Below are 21,267 nucleotides of genomic sequence, written 5' to 3'. Positions count from 1 at the left end.
TCCACCGCGCGGGATCGGCGCGGAGGCGTCACCCGGCTGCCGCGGCCCGCCACGCGGGACGGGGCCGGACAGGTCTCCGGGCTGGCGTCCGGCGTTGTTGCCGGTGAGCTCGGCCATGGCACCGGCGCGACCGGGCACGGCCGGCGCGCGAGCGCCCTGCTTGCCGGGCACCACGGGTGGCATGACCCGAGCCGCGGCCCGGGCGGGCTGTCCGGGCGTGCCCGGACCGGTTCCGGGAGCACCGGGCCCGCTCGGAGCGACTCCGGGAGCACCGGGAGCACCGGGACGGCCACCGGCCGGGCCGGTGCGCTGACCCGGCTCGCCGGGGTTGCCCGGCGCGGGAGCAGCTCGGCCGCCACGGCCACGCGAGCCGTTGCCCGGGCCGCCGCCGTCCGGGAAGTCCTGCGAAATCTCGCGGCCACGCGGGCCACCCGGCCCGTCACCGGGAACGCCCGGCTGACCGTCGCGGCCACGCGGACCGCCACCCGGGAAGTCCGGCTGACCGTCACGACCGCGCGGACCACTGCCCGCGAAGTCGGGCTGGCCGTCACGGCCGCGGCCCGGGAAGTCAGGCTGGACGTCGCGGCCACTGCCCGCGAAGTCGGGCTGGCCGTCACGACCGCGGCCCGGGAAGTCGGGCTGGCCGTCGCGAGCTCGGGGGCTGCCGCCCCGGTAGTCCTGGTCCTCGTCGAAGCTGCGGGGGTGGCCGGTCGGCCCGCCCGCGGGGAAATCCGGTTGCCCGTCCCGGCTACGCGGTGCGCTACCAGGGAAGTCCTGTGGCCCGCCGGAACCGCGGGGGCCACCGCCGGGCCCGGCCGCCGAAAAATCCTGCTGTCCGTGTCGCCCGGCGCCCCGTCCGTCGTCGGGGGTGCCGTGCCGTCCGGTGCTCTCGCCCGGATAACCGGGCCCACCGCTGGTGAAGGCCGCGTCGGCGCCGAAGCGCCCGCCCGCCGGAGGTCCGGCGGACGAGCCCGAAGTCGGCGCGGCCGGACCACGACCGCCCCCACCGGGGCCGCCACCGAAGCGCCCACCTGCAGCCGAACCCGAAGTCGGCTCGACCGGACCACCGAAGCGCCCACCTGCGGGCGAACCCGAAGTCGGCGCAGCAGGACCACGACCGGGAACATCGGGAGCACCGCCGAAGCGCCCACCTGCGGGCGAGCCCGAGGTCGGCGCGGCGGGACCGCGACCGGCCGCACCGGGGGCGCCGCCGGGCGGCGGGCCGTCGGTGCGGAAGCGATCGCGCGGGCCGGCCGACGAGACGGGCCGGGAGGCCGGTGACACCGGTCGCGAGGCCGGCGAGACCGGCCGCGACATCGGCACGTCGGGCGCATTACCGGAAAGCGGAACGACGGGCCCGGACGTGCTCGGGTCGACGTATCGATCGTCGGCCGCGCCGTGCCGGCCGGGAGCTTCGTAGGCGCCGCTGCCGGCCTGCCACGACGGCCCGGTCGCGGAATGCGCTCCGGTACCCGACTGCCAGGACGGCCCGGTCGCGGGGTGTGCCCCACTACCGGCCTGCCACGACGGCCCGGTCGCGGGATGCGCTCCGGTGCCCGACTGCCAGGACGGACCGGCCGCCGGATCCGGGCCGCCGCCGTCCGGCCACGCCGGGGCGGGCCGCCCACCGTCCGGGCTCACCGGCCCGGGCGGGATACGGCCGGAAGCGGCACCCGGGGCCTGCCCGGGAGCGGGCCGGCCGGGCGGGACACGGCCAGGAGCGGCACCCGGGGGTTGCCCGGGAGCGAGACGACCGGACGCAGGGCCGGCGGGCGGCCGACCCGGCATGGCGCCGGTCTGTTGTCCGGGCCCGGGAGCGACCCCGGGAGTCCGGCCCGGAGCACCGGACTGCGGACCGGGAACGGGCCGACCGGCAACGCCAGGAGCAGGCCGACCGGCAACGCCGGGGCCGGGGGCGGGCCGACCGGGAGAAGGGGCGGGCGCGGGACGGGCGCCGGAGGTGCCGCCGGGCTGGCGGGGTGCCGGGCCGGCGCCGCTGACCGGGGCGGCCGGGCCGGGCAGGCCGCCGAACGGCAGGCCGTCGTCCTCGGGCACGTCGTCGGGGCCGGGCGCCATCCGGCCGGACTTGCTGGGACGGGTCTCGCCGGCGAGGGTGCCGGGGCCGATCGCGGAGCGGTCCTGCTTGGCCGAGCGCAGATCGTCGAGCCAGCCGGTCTCCTCCTGCGGGACGACCTCGGGCTCCGTCGGCTCCGGACGGCCTCGCCCGAACCGGCGGCCTTTTCGGGCACCGGTCTCGTTGCGCAGGTCGGCCTCGTCGTCGGGCCGTTTCACGGCTGTTCCTCTCCGGCGGCGCCGCCGCTGTCGTCTGCCCGTGCCCCGGCCTCGGCGGCCGAGACTGCCCGTGCCCCGGCCTCGGCGGCCGAGACTGTCCCGTCGTCCACCGATGGCGACTCGGTGTTCGCCGAAGAGCGTGACGCATCCGCGCCAGATCCACCACCCGCCGCGCGGTCGGGACTGCCCGGCGAAGCGTTCACGGGGACGCTGACCGCCGGGACGGGGCGGGGTGGCGCGGCGAGCCCGCGCACGATGCGGCGCAATCGCGGAACACGCTCACTTACTGCGCGTTCGGCGCCGTGTTCGGTCGGGCGGTAGTAGTCGGAGCCGACCAGGTCGTCCGGAATGTACTGCTGCGTCACTACCCCACGCGGGTCGTCGTGCGGATATTTGTAGCCGCGACCGTGACCTAGGCCACGTGCGCCCGGATAGTGGGCGTCGCGCAGGCCGGTCGGGACGGCACCGCCGCGGCCGGCCCGGACGTCGGCGAGGGCGGCGCCGATGGCGGTGGTGACGCTGTTGGACTTGGGCGCGGTGGCCAGGTGCACGACCGCCTGGGCCAGGTTGAGCTGGCACTCGGGCAGGCCGATGAGCTGCACGGCCTGGGCGGCGGCGGTGGCCACGACCAGGGCCTGCGGGTCGGCCATGCCGACGTCCTCGCTCGCGAAGATGACGATCCGGCGGGCGATGAACCGCGGGTCCTCGCCGGCCACGAACATCCGGGCCAGCCAGTGCAGCGCCGCGTCGGGGTCGCTGCCGCGCATGCTCTTGATGAACGCGCTGGTGATGTCGTAGTGCGCGTCGCCGTCCCGGTCGTAGCGCACGGCCGCGACGTCGACCGCCTTCTCGGCGGTGGCGAGGTCGATCTCGGTGGCGCCCTGGGCCTCGGCCGAGCCGGCCGCCGCTTCGAGCGCGGTCAGCGCCTTACGGACGTCACCGGACGCCAGGCGTACCAAATGATCTTCGGCTTCGGACGTGAGGGTGACCCGGCCGCCCAGGCCGCGCTCGTCGGCGACGGCGCGGCGGAGCAGGCGCCGGACGTCGTCCTCGTCGAGGGCCTGAAGGGTGAGCAGGACGCAGCGCGACAGCAATGGCGAAATAACCGAAAAATACGGATTTTCCGTGGTGGCGGCCAGCAGCGTGACCGTCCGGTCCTCGACCGCGGCCAGCAACGAGTCCTGTTGGGTCTTGGAGAAGCGGTGCACCTCATCGATGAACAGGACCGTCGGCGGGCCCCCGGAGCGGCGGGCGCGACGGGCCGTGTCGATGACGGCGCGGACGTCCTTGACGCCGGCGGTCAGCGCGGACAGCGCCACGAACTTGCGGTCGGTGGCGCCCGCGACGAGGTGCGCGATGGTGGTCTTGCCGGTGCCGGGCGGACCCCACAGGATCACCGACATCGGGCTCGCCGCCGTCACGAGCTGCCGCAACGGGCTGCCGGGAGCGAGCAGGTGCTCCTGGCCGACGAGTTCGTCGATGCTCGCCGGGCGCATCCGCACCGGCAGCGGCGAATCCGCGGACACCCTGTCGAAAGCCGACGCGGCGACCTGCACGCCACTCGGCTGACCCAGGGGGAAGAGCCCGTCCAGTTCCATCGGCAACGACAGTACCGGCCCGCCGCGCGATGCCCGAAATGCACCGTGCGAGCGAGCCAGCCTGCGCGAGTGGAGATCAGCCCCGGCCCGGACGACGGCCGTAGAACCGGCGGCCGCTGCCGCCGCTGCCGTTGCGCGGGCCGCTGCCGACGCCGGCCAGGTAGAGGGAGAGAAGAAGGAGACCGAGCGACGCCATCGTGGAGAAGTTGAACAGGTCGGGGGCGCCGAGGTTGGTGTCGAACAGGTCGAGCAGCAGCCAGATACCGAAAACGATCGCGGCGGCGATAGCGAGCATCAGATTCCTCCGGGGGGTGAGAGCCTTCTGAACTGCAGGTACCCCACTCCCCCGGAGCCGCAAACTCCACCGTGGATCACGCGATCGCATTCACCGCTTTCGCGATGACCAGCGCCGCGGTGACGAGGGCGATGGCCGACTCGATCGCCATCCCGAACTTGGCGCCGCGGGACATCGGCAGCGTGTCGGTCGGGCTGAACGCGGTCGCGTTGGTGAAGGACACGTACAGGTAGTCGACGAACTGCGGTGCCCAGTCCTTCGGCGCCAGCTCCGGCGAGGTCATCACCGGGAAGAGAAAATCCGGGTACGGGTCGATGCCCTGCAGCCGGGCCACCGGGCCGCCCCGGTCGAGCTCCCAGAACCAGACCGCGAAGCAGAGCACGTTCATCAGGTAGATGGCGCCGCCGGTGGCCAGCAGCTGCCCGGCCGAGCCGACGTCGTGGCCGCTGACGATGTCCCGGATCAGCATCGCCACCGACCAGCCGTTGCCCAGGCTGGCCAGGGTGATCAGGCCGAGCGCGAGCATCCGCAGCTGCGGGGTGTCGCGCTTCATCCGCACCGGGTTGGCGGCGATCAGCACCACCGCGACCAGGATCTCGGCCGTCGGGACCAGCCAGCGCGGGCCGAACGTGAGCCGGTCCGGCAGGAGCCACTGCAGGGTGATCAGTGCGATCCAGGCGATCGCCGCGGGCCAGCGGTGCTCGGCCTCGGTGATCCGGCGCCAGGCCGGCCTGACTTCGACTTCGTCCGCCACGCGGACATCATCCACCGGGACGGACACTCTCCGAGGCCGGGCGCAGGCGAGTCGCTGTCAAGATTGCGTACGCCCGGGAGATGTCGAGCTTCACGTCGGAGGCGCGCGGCCCGAGGTTCGCCTCGGCGGTCAGCCCGGTCGGCACGGTGGCCGGGTCGAGCCCGTCCCGCCTGGCCACGAGCCGGCCCAGCTCGGCGCGGGAGATCGCCTCGGGCCCGGCCACATTGAGCACGCCCGGGTAATCGTTTCCGGCCAGCTCGACCAGCGCCGACGCCAGGTCGTGGACGTGCACCGGGCACCGGATCTCGTCCTCGAACAGGATGCCGCCCCGCTTCCCGGCGATCAGGTCGTGCACCAGCCGGATGTGCTGACTGTCGTCGCTGCCGATGATCAGCGAGGTGCGGACGATCGCGGCGGCCGGGGCCACTGCGGCCACCGCGGTCTCCGCCGCGGCTTTCGCCGAGCCGTAGAGACCGAGGGGATTCGGCGGATCATTTTCGGTGTACGGGTCGGTCCGGCCGCCGTGCACGACGTCCGACGAGACGTGCACGAGGCGGGCACCGTCCGCCGCCGCGGCCACGTGGGCCGCGCCGTCCGCGGTCACCGCCCAGCTGTCCATCCGGGCCGCGAGGTTGAGCACGGCGTCCGGGCGTACCTCCGCAAGCAGCTCTCGCACCGCCGACCGCGACCGGACGTCCAGAATCCGATGGCCGGAGGCCGCGGTGGTGGCCGTGCCGACCACGTCGTGGCCGTCGGCCACCGCCCGCCGGATCACCCGGCGGCCGAGGTAGCCGCCGGCCCCGACGACGAGGATCTTCAATCAGTTGGACCGCTCGACCGGCGCGGCCTGGCCGTCGGTGCCGGGCGTGCCGGCGGCCGGCTTCGGCTTGGCGTCGATGCCCGCCTCGAGCCGCTGCTGCGCGGTGATCGGGGTGGGCGCGGTGGTCAGCGGGTCGTAACCGCCACGGGTCTTCGGGAACGCGATGACCTCGCGGATCGACTCGTTGCCGGACAGCAGCATGCAGGTCCGGTCCCAGCCGAGGGCGATGCCGGCGTGCGGCGGCGGACCGTACTTGAACGCCTCGAGCAGGAAGCCGAACTTGTCCTGCGCCTCCTCCGGGGTGATGCCGAGCAGGTCGAAGACCCGGCTCTGCACGTCGGCCCGGTGGATACGGACGCTGCCGCCACCGATCTCGTTGCCGTTCACCACGATGTCGTACGCGTACGCGAGGGCCTGGTCGGGCGCCTCCTCGAAGCGGTCGAGCCACTCGTCGTTCGGCGAGGTGAAGGGGTGGTGGACCGCGGTCCAGCCGCCGTCGTCGGTCTTCTCGAACATCGGAGCGTCGACGACCCAGCAGAACGCCCAGGCCGACTCGTCGATCAGCTTCGAACGCTTGGCGATCTCGATGCGCGCGGCGCCGAGCAGTTCCTGCGCCTCGCGCCGCTCGTTGGCGGCGGCGAAGAAGATCGCGTCGCCCGGCTTCGCACCGACCGTGTCGGCCAACCCGGACAGGTGCTCCTCGGACAGGTTCTTCGCGACCGGGCCGCGCGGCTCGCCGGTCTCGGCGTCCAGCACCACGTAGGCCAGGCCGCGGGCGCCCCGGGCCTTGGCCCAGTCCTGCCAGCCGTCCAGCTCCTTGCGGGTCTGCGACGCACCGCCGGGCATCACCACCGCGCCGACGTAGCCCCCGGCCGCGATGGCACCGGCGAACACGCGGAATTCCGTACCCTGCAGGTAGGAAGTCAGCTCGACCAGCTCGACGCCGTAGCGGAGATCGGGTTTGTCGGAACCGTAGCGGTTCATCGCGTCGGTCCAGGTGATCCGCGGGATCGGGAGCTGCACCTGGTAGTCGGCGAGCTCGCGCCACAGCTTCGAGACGATCTCCTCGCCGAGCTCGATGATGTCGTCCTGGGTCACGAACGACATCTCGATGTCGAGCTGGGTGAACTCCGGCTGCCGGTCGGCGCGGAAATCCTCGTCCCGGTAGCAGCGGGCGATCTGGTAATACCGCTCCATGCCGGCCACCATCAGCAGCTGCTTGAACAGCTGCGGCGACTGGGGCAACGCATACCAGGTGCCGGGCTGCAGGCGGACCGGGACCAGGAAGTCGCGGGCGCCCTCCGGGGTCGACCGGGTCAGCGTCGGGGTCTCGATCTCGTTGAAGTCGCGGGCGTGCAGCACCTCGCGGGCGATCTGGTTGGCCCGGCTGCGCAGGCGCAGCGCGGACGCCGGGCCGGAGCGGCGCAGGTCGAGGTAGCGGTATTTCAGGCGCAGGTCGTCGGACGCGGTGGTCGCGTCGTCGACCGGCAGCGGCAGCGGGGCCGCCTCGGACAGCACGATCAGCTCGCTGGCGACCACCTCGACGGCGCCGGTGGCCAGCTCCGGGTTCTCGTTGCCCTCGGGCCGCGCGTTGACCTGGCCGACGACCTTCACGCAGTACTCGTTGCGGAGGGCGTGCGCGTCCTCCTCGCGGAAGACCACCTGCACGACACCCGAGGCGTCGCGGAGATCGACGAAGATGACCCCGCCGTGGTCACGCCGGCGGGCCACCCACCCGGCGAGCGTCACCGTCGTGCCGGAGTCGCTCGCACGCAGGCTGCCGGCGTTATGGGTACGGATCACGGGAACTCGACTCCTCACCGATGCTTTCAATACAACGCAGTGCGCTCCCGACATTCTGTCAGGAGCGCACCGCACGACCGCCGTCAGCCCGCGACTTTCCAGGAGGTGGCCCGCATGTCGGCGGTGCCGGTCCGCCCCACGTCGGTCACCTCCACCAGGGCCATCGAGGCCGGATTGCCGGCGGTCAGCACACACAGCACGGCGCCCTTGCGCACCTCGACGCTCCCGCCCGGGCCGATCGGGCTGTTGCGGATGGCCCGCTCGCAGCCGGCCGCGTCCAGGTCGGCATCCTTGACCTGAGCGCCGGCGGCGGCGCCCGGTCCGAGCGTCAGGCGCGGCGTGTCGGTGCCGCACCGGCTGTCGTAGCGCAGGTCACTCACCTTCTCGTCGGCGTTGGAGCGCGGCTCGTCCAGGTCGACGAAGAGCACCGCGGCGCAGCCGACCTGCACCCGCAGCGGTTCCTGGGCGTAGGTGACGGCGAAGCCGGTGGTCCGGCTCTCCTGCTCGGCGTGGCTGACCGGCGCCTTGGCCATGGCGACCATCCGGGCCACCTTCATCGCCTGCCACGACGCCAGCGCCGCCACCGACGAGGTGATCAGGGCGAAGACGGCGATCAGCATGCCGAGCCAGGCGAGCCGGTCACGGCGCCGGGCGGCGCGGTTCTCGATCGGCTCGGTGGGGCCGTCCGGCCCGGGTTCCTCCCGCTGCCGATTGATGGGGTACGGCTCTCGCGGTCCCGGAGTCGGGCCCGGAACCTTGTTGACGTTGTTGGAGGCGCGGAACACGGACATAGGGGCGGCTCCGGTTTCGGGGCTTTTGGTCCGGGTTCCTGACGCTAGAGGTACAGATCATTCGATCCCATCCCCCGCCTCAGCGACCCACCGTCCCGGGTGATGCCGCCCTAGAATGGCCTGATGGCGGCCGAATCCAGCATGCTCGACGCTCTGGACAAGCGAATCCTCCACACCCTGCAGATCGCCCCGCGTGCGCCGTTCGCCCGCATCGCCATCGTGCTGGGTGTCTCCGAGCAGACGGTCGCCCGCCGTTTCCAGCGGATGCGCACCGAAAGATTCGTCCGGATCGTCGCCCGGCCGGAGGCGACCCACCGCACCGGCGCCACCTACTGGACGCTGCGCATCGGCTGCCGCCCCGGCACCGCCATGGCCCTCGCCAACGCCCTCGCCCAGCGGGGTGACACGTCGTGGGTGAGCATCGGGGCCGGCGGTGCCGAGGTCACCTGCCAGGCCGAGGTCGACGATCCGCAGTCCGGCCTGCTGCACCACCTGCCGCGGGCGTCCAGCGTGCTGGCCTTCAGCGCGCACCAGATGCTGCACCGCTTCGCCGGCCGCGGCGAGGCCGACTGGGTCGCCCCCGACCACGACCTGACCCCGGAGCACCGCGAGTTCCTGCTGGAGGGCGCGCCCGCGCAGGCCCCGAACCCGACCGGGGCGACCCGGTTCGAGCCGGCCGACCGACCGCTGATGGACGCGCTCAGCCGGGACGGCCGGTCGAGCTGGGCGGCGGTCGCGGCGGCCACCGGCTGGAGCCAGCGGCAGGCGGCCCACCGGGTGAACGAGCTGGCCGCGGCCGGGGCCATCTACTTCCACGTCGATGTGGCCACGATGGCGGTGGGCATGCACGCGGTGGCCAACCTGTGGTTCACGGTGGCGCCGGCCCATCTCGCGTCGACCGGCGCCCGGCTGGCCGACCATCCGCAGCTGGCCTTCGTCGGGGCGGTCACCGGCAGCGCCAACCTGATGGCGTCGGCGCTGGCCACCGACGCCGAGGCGCTGTATCAATACCTGACCACCAAGGTGGCGGAGATCGACAGCATCCAGCGGGTCGAGATCGTCCCGCAGATGGTCCGGCTCAAGCACTCGCACTCGCTGGTGGAGAACGGCCTGATCCGCGAGCCGTCTTAGTGCCGCCGGGCGTACACCTCAATTTCGATCTTCATCCGGGCGTCCGCCAGACCGCAGACCATCATCGTCGCGGCGGGCCGGATCGCGCCGAAGGCGCGGCGCAGGACCGGCCAGCAGGGCTCGAAGTCGTCCCGCTCGGGCAGCAGGTAGCGGACCCGGACCACGTCGGCGAGGGTGCAGCCGGCCTCGGCCAGGGCCGCCTCGATGTTGCGAATGGTCTGCTCGGCCTGCTCGACGACGTCCTCGGCGATGGTCATCGCCCGGTAGTCGAAGCCGGTCGTCCCGGAGACGTGCACGTCGTCCCCGTCGACCACCGCCCGGGCGTAGCCGATCTGTTCCTCGAACGCCGAACCACTGAGAATCACGCGTCGCTCCGTCACACCTGGGACGCTAATTGATCAGGCGCGGCTGCCGAAGAGGTAGGTGTGCAGGCCAGACGCTGGAGTGGCGTGGCCCTCGTGATCGGGGTGCTGCTCGCCGGCTCGGTGGTCTCCGCCGTCATCTACGGCGCGGAACGGCGCGCCGAGAACCGGCACCTCGCCCAGATCATGGACCGCTACACCGACGAGGTGACGGTGGCGATCGGTGACCGGGTCAGCCGCTACGGCGAGGCCATGAACGACCTGGCCGCGGCCGTCGGCGCCCAGTCCGACCTGCGCCGGGCCGACTTCATCCGGGCCAGCAGCGGGCTCGGCCCGGCCCGGCTGCCCGGCTCCAGCGGCATCACGTTCGTGGTGCCGTCCAGCACCGCCCAGACCGGCGAGCTCCAGCGGTACTGGCGTGCGCAGGGCTCCACCGACCTGACGCTGACCCCCGCGCCCGGCCACGAGCGGCACCGCTACGTCGTGTTCGACCGGGCTTTCGACTCCGGCGGCTCCGTGCTCGGCCTCGACCTGGTGACCAGCCCGCAGCCGAACATGGCGATGGACCTCGCCGTGCGCAGCGACCAGCTCGCCATCAGCAACACCTACCAGCTGCTGCGCGATCGGCACCTCGCACCGCAGCTGCGGCAGAACTCGGTGGCCCTCGCGGTGCCGGTCCGCTCCGGCGACCAGGACCTCTTCACCGGCTGGCTCGTGATGGGCGTGCGCGGCCAGGATTTCCTCTCCCAGACCCTGCTCGACCGCGGGCAGAGCGCCGTGCAGGTCAGCCTGGTCGACCCGGCCGGAGCCGACAAGGTGATCGCCACCGCGCACCCCGGCCACCGGGTCACCGACACCGCCCTGACCCGCGAACGCGACATCGTCGTCGGGCAACGCCCCTGGTCGGTCACCATCTGGCCGACCACCGCCCTGCTGCGCTCCTCCGGCCGTGGGATGAGCGAGCTCACCGCGGCCGCCGGGATGGCGCTGACACTCATGCTCGCCGTCCTCATCGGGGTCCTGGCCGGCAGCCGGAACCGGGCCTTCCGGCAGGTGGAGCAGGCCACCGCCGAGTTGCGCCGGGACCGGGCGCAGCTGCACCACATGGCCTTCCACGACCAGCTGACCGGGCTGGCCAACCGGCAGCTGTTCTACGAGCGGCTGACGCACGCCGTCGACGGCCGCGCGGACGGCGACGACACGGTCGCCGTCCTGTTCATCGACCTGGACGGCTTCAAGCAGATCAACGACGCCCGCGGACACCAGGCCGGTGACCTGGTGCTGCGCACCGTCGCCGAGCGCCTGCGGGCCGGCCTGCGCAGCGAGGACACGGTGGCCCGGTTCGGCGGCGACGAGTTCGCCGCCGTCCTGGAATCGCTGGCCGGCCTGGCCGAGGCCCGGGCTGCCGCCGAGCGCATCATCACCGACGTCCAGCGGCCGATCGACGTCGCCGGCGTCTCCGCGTCGGTCTCGGCCAGCATCGGCGTCGCGGTCCACCGCCCCGGCCTCACCGTGGACGACCTGATCCGCGACGCCGACGCCGCGATGTACGCCGCGAAGGCGGCCGGCAAGAACCGCTACCTGGTCGCCAGCAGCGGCTGAGGCAGCTCGATGGTGATCCACTCGTTGTTGTCGGCGGCGGTGGCCGAGCGGCCGGTGGAGAACGGGAAATTGTTGTCGTTCAGCACGGCGATCCTGCTGTCGCCGAGGATCACCACGTCCTCGATGGTCTGGAACGGGAAGGTGAACGTCTCCCCGAAGCCGCCCAGCCGGCGCGGGTTGGCGATGTTCATCAGGTCGACCAGCAGGGTCTTGTCCAGCACGCCGTCGCGGTTCCGGTCGCGCTTGTCGGCCAGGTAGATCCGCTTGAACAGGGCGGTGGCGCCCTGGCCGCCGTCCCGCTCGATCACCAGGAAGCGGTTGTCGTCGACGGCGATCGCGTCGCCGATCGCGTTGGCCGGGCTCTCCAGCTGGTAGATCGCGCGCTTGCCGGTGTACTGCTGGGTGCGCAGGTCGAACTCGTTCAGCCGCAGCTGACCGGCCACGTCCCCGTTGACCGTGCCCTCCAGCAGGCCGTAGAGGTGCCGGCCGTCCGGCGTCGCGGCCAGGCCCTCGAAGCCCTTGCTGCTGTTGGTGGTGGCCGGGACGCCGGTGCGGGCCGCGGTCTCCGGGGCGATCACGCCGTCCAGCGGGATCGGCGCGGCCAGCAGCTTGCCGGCCCGGTCGAAGTGCAGCAGGTACGGGCCGAACTCGTCGCCGATCCAGTAGGTGCCGTCGGCCGCCCGGACGATCGACTCCACATCGAAGTCGGCGCCGGTCAGGACGCGGTCCGGGCGGGTCAGCGGCCAGCCGACGCGGCCGTCGGGGTCGCTCAGGGTGATGCCGCCGACCACGTCGACCGTGTTGGTGGCGAACGCCGGGGTGAGGCGCTGGATGCGCAGCAGGAAGTCGGCCGAGTTGGCCTGGTTGCCGTAGCCGTTGTCGGAGAGGACGTCGAACGAGCCGTCCCGGTTCTTCACGATGCCGGAGAAGCCCTGGATCGGCTGGTCGGCGAACGGCACCGAGTAGCCGTTGGTGTTTCCGGTGATCTTGGCGCCGGACGGCTCGCTGCCCAGCACGAACGTGCCGGCCGGCAGGGACGCCCAGCCGGTCAGGGTGGGGGTGGTGACCCGGCCGTGGCCGCCGGCCGCGGCGGTGCCGGCCTCGGCCGTGCCGCCGAGGGCAAGGGTGAGCACGGCCGCGCCCGCGACCGCATAGATCTTCTTCATACCGGTCAACGTAGGAACGGCCGGTGAACCGGACATGGAAACAGCCCGGGTCCGCAGTGGACCCGGGCTGTCGTTTCAGTGGGACATGGCCGGCTGCTTCTCCGTCACCGCCGACGTGGCGGTCGGGCGGACCAGAATGAAGACCGCGAGCGCGCCAAGCAGGCCCACTGCTCCCCCGATGTAGAAGCCCGCGTCGAGTCCGGCGGCCGCCGCGGCCCGGATCGCGTGCTCCGGGAAGGCCCCGGCCAGCTGCGCCGCCTGACCTCCGGCCACCGCATGCGCGGCTGACGTGCTGCCGAGCTGGTCGGCGGCCCGGGAGGCGAAGACCGTGCCCAGGATGGCGATGCCGATCGCGTAGCCCAGCTGCCGGGCCGTGGTCAGCGAGCCGGCCGCCATGCCGCCCCGGTCGTGCGAGACCGCGCCCATCGCCGACGACGCGAGCGCCGGCATCACCAGGCCCACGCCGAGGCCGACCACCGCGTACCCGGCCATCAGCGCCGGCCAGCTCGAGTCGGCGTCGATCAGGAAGCCGCTGAGCAGGCTGCCGACGCCGATCAGCAGCATGCCGCCGCCGATGATCAGGCGCGGGGACCGGCCGTGCAGGCGGGCACCGGCGAAGCCGGAGGCCAGCACCGAGCAGATCGAGACCGGCAGGCCGGTGAGCCCGGCCTGCAGCGGCGACAGCCCGACCACCGACTGCAGCCAGATCGACGTGTAGGTGAAGGCCGCGAACGCGGCGAAGTTGACCAGCAGGCCGGCCGTGAGGATGCCGCTGAACGAGCGGTTGCGCAGCAGGGCCAGGTCGAACATCGGGTTCTTGCCGAACCGCTCGATCAGGGCGAACGCGGCCAGCGCCAGGCCGGCGACGATCAGCAGGCCCCAGGTCCTGATCGACGCCCAGCCCTCCTCGTTGGCGCGGATCACCGCGTAGGTGAGGGTGCCGGCCGCCACCGTGAAGGTGACCGTGCCCCACAGGTCGAAGCTGCCGGGCTTGCGGGCGCCGTCCGGGCGCAGCGCGGTCAGGCACATGACCACCGCGGCCACGCAGATCGGCAGGTTGACCAGGAAGATCCAGCGCCAGCTGAAGCCCTCGGTGAGCAGGCCGCCCAGGATCGGGCCGATCGCGGTGGCGGCGCCGGAGACGCCACCCCACACGCCGTAGGCGACGCCCCGCTCGCGGCCGGCGTAGGAGCTGTTGAGCAGGGCGAACGTGGTGGTGAACATGGCCGCGGCGCCGGCACCCTGGATCACCCGGGCGGTGACCAGCAGGGCCGAGTCGGCAGCCAGACCGCAGGCCAGCGAGGCGGCGGCGAAGAGGATCAGGCCGCCGATGTAGAAGCGGCGATGCCCGTACATGTCGCTGAGCGCGCCCGCGCCGAGCAGCAGCACCCCGAGGGACAGGGCGTAGCCGTCGACCACCCACTGCAGGGAACTGAACGACGTGCTCAGATCGGTGGCCATCGGGGGCAGCGCCACGTTCACGATGGTCACGTCGATGAGCAGCATGAAGGTGCCGAGACACACGGTCACCAGCGGCCACCATTTACGCATGGGGTTTGTCCTTTCTTGACGCCCCCTACGATCGGCTGCCAAAGGCCGGATCACCCAGCCGGAAAGAAGAAGTTGCTACTTTCCGCCGTCAAACCATCAGCGACGGCACGATCCGCCAGTAAAAGCCAGACGCAGATCAAGAACCGCCATCGACGAACCAGCCATCCGTCAGCACCGGCACCACGTCGCTCGCGCCCACCGCCGACGCCACCGCCACATCGCCGGAGAACCCGAAGGCCCGCAGCTCACGGCCGCTGACCGACTCACCCAGAGCGTCGCGCAGGCCTGGCGACACGCCGCGGTACGCCCACAACGCCGTCCCCGCCTCGGGCGAGAAATCCTCCGCCCCCACCCCCTTGGTCAACCCGTCGAGGAACGCCCCGGCCCCCCACAGATCCTCCACCGCGGGCCGCAGCGAACCGTCCGGCCACCGCTCCCCGGCCGCCACCACCCCGACCGGCCGGTCGCCGGCCCGCTCCCGCACCCAGGCCGCGGCGGCCGCCGCATTGCGCAGCGACACCCCGATCACGGTGACCCCGGCGTCGGCGAGCCGGGCCGAGATGGCCGAGCCGTTCGGCGACGGCAGGACGAGGCGGTCGATGCCGTCGGCGCGCAGGTTCGCGTTGAGGATGCTCTCCGGCGACAGGGTGATCTGGCCGGGCCCGGTCTGGTTGCGCAGCACCGCGAGCATCGCGCCGTGGCGCCGGGCCACGTCGACGGCCGAGTCGTCGCGCCATCGGTAGGGCAGGACGCTCAGCCCTTGCTCGACCGCCACGGTCAGGGTCGTGGTGAACGACAGCACGTCGACCACCGCGACGAACGCGGCCCCCGGAGCCACCACATCCGCGCCGACCGGGCCCCAGTCGAAGCGAACCCGATAACCACCCTGGCCCACCGCATAGACCGTCACGGATGCAGTCTGCCTCAGCTTCCGGTGGCTTCCAGGTCGAAACGCCAGTCGTTGCAGCGGATGGGATTCCCCTTCGGGTACTCGAAATCCACCTCGTCGCGCAGCGCGAAGCCGGCCTTACGGCAGACCGCGTTGGAGGCCGCGTTGTCGACCCGCGGATAGGCGTGCGCCCAGCGATGTCGTTTCTCGGCGGCGGCCCGGCCGAGCGCCTCGACCGTGGCGCCGGCCGCGAGACCGCGGCCCTGACCGCTGGGCAGCACCTTCCAGCCCAGCTCGAAGACGGTCTGCCCGAGCCATTCCTTCGCCCAGTAGCCGACCGAGCCGACCGGGTCGGGCTCGTCGGGGACCAGGATCAGGAACATCGCGGCGGACCCGTCGCGGATCAGGTCGAGGTATCGCTGATGGCGCGCCGCCAGCGTGTCGTCGGACTCGACGCCGCCGAGATAGGCCTGCATCTCGGCGGTGTTGGCCCGGCGCTCGAAGGCCCGCCCGCGCTCGTCCCATGGCTCCAGCCAGAAGTTCGACATGGGCTCATGCTCCCGCGGGGGTACGACAAGAATCAGAGGAAGGTCTGCAGGACGTCCACGACCCGGTGTTCCTCGTCGACGACCGGCAGGTAGCGCCACTTGTCGAAGGCCGTGCACGGATGCGAGATGCCGAACCGGATCAGGTCGCCGGGCTGCAGACCGTCCGCCACCACGTAGGTGTGGTGGTCGTTCAACTTCGTCACCGACATCCCGGCGGCCGGCAGCGTGGCGCTCCCCCGGCGCACCTCCCACGGCACCGGCAGGCCCTCGTCGAACGGCGCGTCCCGCTTGCCCATGCCGGCGATGGCCAGGCCCGGCTCGGGCACCGACAGCACCTGCGCCCAGATCTCCAGGGCCGCGGTCAGGGGCCCCTCCTGCGGCACGCGCCGGAACGGCGTACGGTCCGCATAGAAACCGTCGTCGTGGGTGACCGACGCGCCGCTGCGCAGGATCAGGCGGATGTCGCGCGGCAGCGCGGCGAGCCGGGCCACCACCCGGTCGAACCACGCGCTGCCGCCCGCCGACACCCGCGCCCCCGGCGGCAGCAGGCCCGCGGCCCGCAGCCGGGAAACCCCGGCGACGAGCAGGTCGAGGAAGTCGTCCACGGCCGGCTGATCGGCGAGCTGCCCCTCGTAGGCGGTGACGCCCGCGAACTCCAGGTTGTCCGCGTCGTTGATCGCGCGCGCCACCTCGTCCAGCTCATCGAGAGTGCGAACCCCGGTGCGGCCTCCCGCGTGACCCAGCTCGGCGAAAACCCGCAGCCGGCCGCCCACGCCACGAGCCACCTCGACGCCGGCGACCGAGTCGGCCTGGAAGTAGATCTCCGCGTCCTCGTTCGCCAGCCAGCGCAGGGCGGTCGGGTCGAGGACCTCGTTGGCGATCTGGATCCGGTCGACGCCCAGCCGCCGCAGCACCAGCGCCTGGTTGGGGGTGGCCACCGTCATCCCCCACGCGCCCGCCGCGAACTGCGCCGCGAGCAGCCCCGGCGCCATCGTGGTCTTGGCATGCGGGGCGAAATCGAGGTCGTGCCGGGCGCAGTAGGCGGCCATCGTCGCGATGTTCGCCTCGGCGGCCGCCTTCCGCAGGGTGAGCACCGGCCAGGTGAACCCGCCCCCGAACAGGCTCGGCTTCTCCCGGGCATAGTCGCTCGCCGATTTCTCCCCGCTCGGCAGGAAGAACCCCTTGCTGCGCCAGTCGACCGTCGGCTCCGGAACGTCCACGCCTACCCCCTGATCTCGTTCAGCACTCCGACCAGGCGTTTCTCCTCGCCCCGGAAGTGCGTCTCCATGACCGCGGCGAGGGCGCTCAACGCCTCCGGATCATCCTGCCGCACGCCACGCACCAGGCCGGAGATGATCGCGTGGTCCTGGCGGAGCTGGGCGAGAAACGCACGCAGCTCCGGGTGGCGCGCGGCGAGCACCGGAAAGACGTTGTCGTCCTCGTCGGTGTGGTGCTCGGTGAGGGCGTCGCAGAAGGCGAGGCAGTGGGTGGCGAGCTCATCGCCCGGGTAGACGCCGTCGCGGAGATCTTCGAGCATGTCGCGAAGGCGGGCGTGGGTGAGGATCAGCTGAGTTCCGTACGCGGTCAATCGGTCGAATTCGTCCATGTTGCCGTCGAGATTACGGCTCCACGACCAGCCGGCGCCCGTGCAGGTCGGTCCGCTGCCAGGCGCTCTCGATGTCGCTGAGCGGGACCCGCTCCAGGTCAAAGGTCAGCTCACCGGCCAGCGTCCACGCGATGACCTGCCCATACACCTCGGCCATGCCACCGCCGCTCAGCCCGCGCGCCGCACCGAAGATCTCCACTCCGGAGGTGCGCAGCGCCGAGGCGGGCAGCGTGAGATCGACCCCGGCCGACTCGCCGACCTGAACGAGCCGGGTCGGCGGGGCGAACGAGAACCCGCTCGGAATAAGGCTTTTCAGCAGAATCTCGGTCGGACGACCCCAGAGAAAATCAAGAACAACATCGCTCCGCTCATTTGCGTACGCCGTGGCAAGCTCCTCGTCGCTGACGGCGGTGTTGATGATCGCGTCGGCGCCGAGCGCCCGAAGACGCGCGTCATCCCGACCGCTGGCAATCACCCGGCCGGCCCCGAGCAGCCGCGCGATCCGCACCGCGAGCCGTCCGGCAACGCCGGTGGCGCCTTGGATCAGGACGGTCTCGCCGGGCTGGAGTCCGCCCGCGGTCTTCATCGACATGCCGGTGATCGCGGTCGCCAGGACGGTGCCGATCGCCGGGTCGATGCCATCCGGGATCGGGCCGTAAGCACCTTCGGCCACCACGGTGCGCTCGGCGAGGGCGCCATAGGGGGCGCGCGGGTTGCCGAAGCCGACCACCCGGCCGTCGGGCAGCCGCCCGATGCCGTCGAAGCAGGGAATCGCCGGCAGCTCCGGCATCATCGCGTGCCCCGCGTAGTGCCGCCCGGCCGCGACTTCCCGGTCGACGTTCTCCACCGCGACCGCAAGCACCTCGACGATCACCTCGCCGTCGCCGGCCACCGGATCCGGGAAGTCCGCATAGCGCGGCACCCCGTCGCGTTCGTGCAGAACCGCAGCCTTCATCGCCGTTCCTCCCTATCTCCCTAACACCGTTAGGGGACTCTAACACTGATAGAGTCCGACGATGTGACCCTGGACCGGAGGCGAATAGTCGACGAGGCGGTAGCCCTGCTCGACGCCGAGGGCCTGGAAAACGTCACGCTGCGCAAACTCGCCGCGCGCCTGGGCGTGCAGGCGCCAACGCTGTATTGGCACCTGCCGAACAAGGCGGCGTTGATCACGGCGATCGCCGAGCAGATCCTGACCCCGCTGCCGACGGTCCCGCTGTCGCCGGGCGAGCGCTGGCAGGACTGGTTGATCGCCTTGGCGGAGCGCCTACGCAAGGCGATGCTGGCCCACCCCGACGGCGCCCGCGTGGTGTCCGCGGCCCACCTGTCGCTGAACCAGGCCGCCATCTCCGAGACAGCCATGCGAACCTTGGTGGAGCAGGGCTTACCGCTGCACCAGGCGAGGGTGACGGTGCTGACGGTGGAGCACTTCACGCTCGGCTACGTCTTGTCCGAGCAGGCCCCACGCCCCGACGAGGAGTCCTTGAAGGGTTTCGACGCCGAGGCCTTCACCCAGAACCACCCCACGGTGATAGCCGGCATCACCGAGTACTTCAAACCGGGCCGAACCCCCGACGACCTGTTCCGCGAGTGCGCAACCTTGATCGTCGAAGGCCCCGGCTAGAGGGCGGCGGCGCGGGCGATCTGCACGGCGCTCATGAAATACCGACTGTGCGTGCTCCGCAGCGTCTCCGGGGACGCGGCGCCGAGCACGACAACCTCGATGTCGCGAGTCAGCGGAGTGCCCTCCCAGGCCCCGGCCCGCTCGATGTCGAACCGTGCGGTGAGCGCTCTGTCCGGATCGTCGTATTCCTGCTCAGCGAGCAGTGCACCGCGCACCCGATCGAAGACGAGCAAAAAGTACCTCACCGTGCCTCCAACGACTCGATGCGTAGGGTCAACTCCGCCAGACGTTCGTCGAACTGGCTCTCAGCTTCGTCCCGCGCCGCGCGATATGCCAGATAATTAGAGCGTACCGCCAGGCGATCAGGCGAAACGTTGTCATCGGGCTCGGCGGAATCGAACTTCAGCCGGGCCGCCTCCGCCTCCATCCGCTTGATGGCATCGGAACAGCAAAGCTCCTCGTACTTCGCCACCTTGGCGCCATGATCGAACATCAGGACGATGATCTCGTTCTTCGCGTCGATCATCCCGGGGCGCGGGTCAGCGGCCAATGCACCGCCGTAGCGAACCTGACGACCCCACATGTCGGCCAGCCGCTCGAAGAGCTGCGCCCAGTCGTGCTGCAGCTTCGTGCGGAATTGCACTTCGACGGGGATGCCATCCACTCGGACCACAACGTGAACTGCCCGGTATCCCGCTCGGGGATCCACGCGCCGGTCAATCCTGACCGGCGGCGGTTCGCCCGGCGGGCTGGAGGCGCAGAAACTCTCGACCAACGCATCCTGCGCGTCAAGGTCACCCGTAAGGACGACACGGGCGCCCGCCAGGTCGTGAATTGTTTTGAGGCTGCAGACCCGGTCACGCCGCAGCTTGTCGATGATGGTTCCGGTCGTCTTGAGACGCTGGACGGGGACGAAACCAAGCAGGCGCAGGCGGTCGAGAACGACAAGCAGCGCTCCCTGATAGGCCCGCAAGACCTGGTTGAGCAGATCGAGGTCGGCGGGATCCGGGTCGGTGCTGTCGCGGAGGCGATCGCCCAGCTTGTCGAGTTTCGTCTTGCTGATCGGCAGGATCGGCATGGGAGCAAGGTACTAGTTGTCGCATGACACCCTGCGCGTGGGTCAACCCCACGGGAAATCTCGCTACGGCGTCTCCGTGAAGCCGCTCAGTGCGAACGGCACGTTGTCCCGGAATGCCTGGACGCACGCCACGCTGTACCGATCCGTGTCCGGTGGCAGCTCATCCAGCCGGAACCACGCTATGCCGGCACACTTGTGTGGCTCGGCGTTCAGCGGGATGCCGTGGGTGGCCGGGTCGTGAGCGGTGGTGAAGACCAGGCCGACCCGCGTCGTGCCGGTCGGGTTGCGGTGGTGGATCGTCGAGGCCAGGTGCACCTCCTCGACAACCAGGTGCAGGCCGATCTCCTCGTGGGCCTCGCGGATCATCGCGGTTCGGGCGTCCTCCTCGTGTTCCAGCTTGCCGGAGGGCAGGTTCCACAGGCCGTCGGCGTAGCCGGTGCCGGAGCGCAACGCCAGCAGGATCTCGTCGCCCCTGGTCAGCACGAGAAACACGTCCACGGGGTGCAAAGGGGTCATAACCGTCCAGATTACCGAGAGCGGAGGAAGTCGGCCACGGTCGCGCGGAACCACGCCGGATCGTCCACGAAGGTCGAATGGGCGGCGCCGGCGGCCACCGCGACGGTGGCGTTCGGGAACAGGGCCGCGTAGTCGGGGGCCCGGTGCGGTGGGATCTGCGGGTCGTACTCGCCGGTGATCAGCAGGACCGGGGCCTTCACCGCCGCGAGGGCCGAGGCGTCCAGCGGGTCGGCGGCGTAGTAGACCGCGCCCGCCTCCACGTTTCGGGGAAGGGCGACATCGGCCCGCGCGTCGGCGTCCCACGTGCCGTAGTTGAACGGGGCGATCGCGTCCCAGTCCGCCTCGGTGGCCTCGCCGGCCCACAGGCGCTGCAGCGCGGCGAACGCCTCCGGGAACCACGGCTCGTCGCGGCGCTGCTCCATGACCTGCTGCCGGTCGGCGTCGGAGATCTCCAGGCCGACCACCCGTGGGCTGGGGTTGATCAGGACCAGGTGGGTGAGCCGGTCGGGGTGGGCGGCCGCGTAGTGGGTGGCGACTGCGGCGCCGGCCGAGTGCCCGGCCAGCGCGATCCCGTCGAGGCCCAGGTGGACGCGCAGAGCTTCGACGTCGGCGGCCTGGCGGTCGGCCCGATAGGTGTCCGGGTCGGATGGCGCCGACGACGATCCGGTGCCACGCAGGTCGAGCAGCAACAGCTCGTGATCGGCGGCGAGACCACCGAGCGTGCCGAGGTAGGCGGAGGCCCGCATCGCACCGCCCGGAAGACAGATCAGGGGCGACCCGGCCCCGACGCGATGAAAGGCCAGCTGGGTGCCGTCGTACGACGGAAAGGTTTCCACTGTGG

At 71.7% G+C, this 21,267-nt stretch carries 21 protein-coding genes and 1 pseudogene; 3 read left to right on the top strand and 19 right to left on the bottom strand.

Annotated elements, in window-relative coordinates; all coding sequences use genetic code 11:
* From Adu01nite_RS48685 to Adu01nite_RS43165, 7 genes and pseudogenes are all read right to left on the bottom strand, one after another.
* A pseudogene (locus Adu01nite_RS48685) lies at positions 1–2,292 on the bottom strand (hypothetical protein); the annotation flags it as partial.
* Entirely contained in the window at positions 2,289–3,890 is a 1,602-nt protein-coding gene (locus Adu01nite_RS43190) for a replication-associated recombination protein A (RefSeq protein WP_203735192.1), read from the bottom strand. The gene Adu01nite_RS43190 and the pseudogene Adu01nite_RS48685, both read right to left, overlap by 4 nt.
* Positions 3,891–3,966: 76 nt before the next feature.
* Complete coding sequence (locus tag Adu01nite_RS43185; protein ID WP_203735191.1) at positions 3,967–4,185, bottom strand: hypothetical protein; 219 nt, start codon at positions 4,183–4,185, stop codon at positions 3,967–3,969.
* A 76-nt stretch (positions 4,186–4,261) separates the two neighbouring features.
* Positions 4,262–4,939 carry a hypothetical protein gene (locus Adu01nite_RS43180; RefSeq protein ID WP_203735190.1) on the bottom strand — a complete coding sequence of 226 codons (678 nt, stop codon included), beginning with the start codon at positions 4,937–4,939 and terminating at the stop codon, positions 4,262–4,264.
* Positions 4,940–4,946: 7 nt separating this feature from the next.
* Positions 4,947–5,759 carry an SDR family oxidoreductase gene (locus Adu01nite_RS43175; protein WP_203735189.1) on the bottom strand — a complete coding sequence of 271 codons (813 nt, stop codon included), beginning with the start codon at positions 5,757–5,759 and terminating at the stop codon, positions 4,947–4,949.
* A complete protein-coding gene (gene aspS / locus Adu01nite_RS43170; protein WP_203735188.1) occupies positions 5,760–7,562 on the bottom strand; it encodes an aspartate--tRNA ligase in 1,803 nt (600 codons plus the stop codon).
* Between the two features lie 83 nt (positions 7,563–7,645).
* Positions 7,646–8,353: a hypothetical protein gene (locus Adu01nite_RS43165; RefSeq protein ID WP_203735187.1), complete on the bottom strand. Its 708-nt coding sequence runs from the start codon at positions 8,351–8,353 to the stop codon at positions 7,646–7,648.
* A 123-nt stretch (positions 8,354–8,476) separates the two neighbouring features.
* Here Adu01nite_RS43165 and Adu01nite_RS43160 point away from each other — a divergent pair, with 123 nt between their 5' ends.
* A complete protein-coding gene (locus Adu01nite_RS43160; RefSeq protein ID WP_203735186.1) occupies positions 8,477–9,484 on the top strand; it encodes an Lrp/AsnC family transcriptional regulator in 1,008 nt (335 codons plus the stop codon).
* Here Adu01nite_RS43160 and Adu01nite_RS43155 read toward each other — a convergent pair.
* Complete coding sequence (locus Adu01nite_RS43155; protein ID WP_203735185.1) at positions 9,481–9,864, bottom strand: RidA family protein; 384 nt, start codon at positions 9,862–9,864, stop codon at positions 9,481–9,483. The genes Adu01nite_RS43160 and Adu01nite_RS43155 overlap by 4 nt on opposite strands.
* A 69-nt stretch (positions 9,865–9,933) precedes the next feature.
* Between Adu01nite_RS43155 and Adu01nite_RS43150 the strand changes: the two genes are divergently transcribed.
* The gene (locus Adu01nite_RS43150; RefSeq protein WP_203735184.1) at positions 9,934–11,448 is read left to right on the top strand and encodes a diguanylate cyclase domain-containing protein; all 1,515 of its coding nucleotides are present in this window, start codon (positions 9,934–9,936) and stop codon (positions 11,446–11,448) included.
* On the opposite strand, the gene Adu01nite_RS43145 is transcribed toward Adu01nite_RS43150, so the two are convergent.
* The 7 genes from Adu01nite_RS43145 to Adu01nite_RS43115 all read right to left on the bottom strand — a co-directional run bounded on the left by Adu01nite_RS43145 (position 11,424) and on the right by Adu01nite_RS43115 (position 18,163).
* The gene (locus Adu01nite_RS43145; protein ID WP_203735183.1) at positions 11,424–12,614 is read right to left on the bottom strand and encodes an esterase-like activity of phytase family protein; all 1,191 of its coding nucleotides are present in this window, start codon (positions 12,612–12,614) and stop codon (positions 11,424–11,426) included. The genes Adu01nite_RS43150 and Adu01nite_RS43145 overlap by 25 nt on opposite strands.
* Positions 12,615–12,689: 75 nt before the next feature.
* Entirely contained in the window at positions 12,690–14,165 is a 1,476-nt protein-coding gene (locus tag Adu01nite_RS43140; protein ID WP_203735182.1) for an MFS transporter, read from the bottom strand.
* A gap of 136 nt (positions 14,166–14,301) precedes the next feature.
* Positions 14,302–15,075, bottom strand: a complete 774-nt coding sequence (locus Adu01nite_RS43135; RefSeq protein WP_239133155.1) for a 2-phosphosulfolactate phosphatase — start codon at positions 15,073–15,075, stop codon at positions 14,302–14,304.
* A 14-nt stretch (positions 15,076–15,089) separates the two neighbouring features.
* A complete protein-coding gene (locus Adu01nite_RS43130) occupies positions 15,090–15,602 on the bottom strand; it encodes a GNAT family N-acetyltransferase (RefSeq protein ID WP_203735181.1) in 513 nt (170 codons plus the stop codon).
* A 32-nt stretch (positions 15,603–15,634) separates the two neighbouring features.
* Positions 15,635–16,822 (bottom strand): alanine racemase, encoded by a 1,188-nt coding sequence (locus tag Adu01nite_RS43125; protein ID WP_203735180.1) that lies wholly within the window; start codon positions 16,820–16,822, stop codon positions 15,635–15,637.
* 2 nt (positions 16,823–16,824) lie between these two features.
* On the bottom strand, positions 16,825–17,208 hold the full coding sequence (locus Adu01nite_RS43120) for a hemerythrin domain-containing protein (protein ID WP_203735179.1): 384 nt from the start codon (positions 17,206–17,208) through the stop codon (positions 16,825–16,827).
* A 13-nt stretch (positions 17,209–17,221) separates the two neighbouring features.
* Positions 17,222–18,163 (bottom strand): quinone oxidoreductase family protein, encoded by a 942-nt coding sequence (locus Adu01nite_RS43115; RefSeq protein ID WP_203735178.1) that lies wholly within the window; start codon positions 18,161–18,163, stop codon positions 17,222–17,224.
* Between the two features lie 63 nt (positions 18,164–18,226).
* Between Adu01nite_RS43115 and Adu01nite_RS43110 the strand changes: the two genes are divergently transcribed.
* The gene (locus Adu01nite_RS43110) at positions 18,227–18,832 is read left to right on the top strand and encodes a TetR/AcrR family transcriptional regulator C-terminal domain-containing protein (RefSeq protein WP_203735177.1); all 606 of its coding nucleotides are present in this window, start codon (positions 18,227–18,229) and stop codon (positions 18,830–18,832) included.
* Here the strand turns inward: Adu01nite_RS43110 and Adu01nite_RS43105 are convergent.
* The 4 genes from Adu01nite_RS43105 to Adu01nite_RS43090 all read right to left on the bottom strand — a co-directional run bounded on the left by Adu01nite_RS43105 (position 18,829) and on the right by Adu01nite_RS43090 (position 21,262).
* Positions 18,829–19,077: a hypothetical protein gene (locus Adu01nite_RS43105; RefSeq protein WP_203735176.1), complete on the bottom strand. Its 249-nt coding sequence runs from the start codon at positions 19,075–19,077 to the stop codon at positions 18,829–18,831. The two genes, Adu01nite_RS43110 and Adu01nite_RS43105, sit on opposite strands and share 4 nt — an antisense overlap.
* Positions 19,074–19,910, bottom strand: a complete 837-nt coding sequence (locus tag Adu01nite_RS43100) for a RelA/SpoT-related domain-containing protein (protein ID WP_203735175.1) — start codon at positions 19,908–19,910, stop codon at positions 19,074–19,076. Before Adu01nite_RS43100 ends, Adu01nite_RS43105 begins: the two co-directional genes overlap by 4 nt.
* Positions 19,911–19,973: 63 nt before the next feature.
* Entirely contained in the window at positions 19,974–20,426 is a 453-nt protein-coding gene (locus Adu01nite_RS43095; protein ID WP_203735174.1) for an NUDIX domain-containing protein, read from the bottom strand.
* Positions 20,427–20,437: 11 nt separating this feature from the next.
* The gene (locus tag Adu01nite_RS43090; protein WP_203735173.1) at positions 20,438–21,262 is read right to left on the bottom strand and encodes an alpha/beta fold hydrolase; all 825 of its coding nucleotides are present in this window, start codon (positions 21,260–21,262) and stop codon (positions 20,438–20,440) included.
* Between the last annotated feature and the right edge of the window lie 5 nt (positions 21,263–21,267).

This window comes from Paractinoplanes durhamensis, assembly GCF_016862175.1.
In the GTDB taxonomy this organism is placed as follows: Bacteria; Actinomycetota; Actinomycetes; order Mycobacteriales; family Micromonosporaceae; genus Actinoplanes; species Actinoplanes durhamensis.
This window is presented reverse-complemented; position numbering and strand designations above follow the sequence as displayed.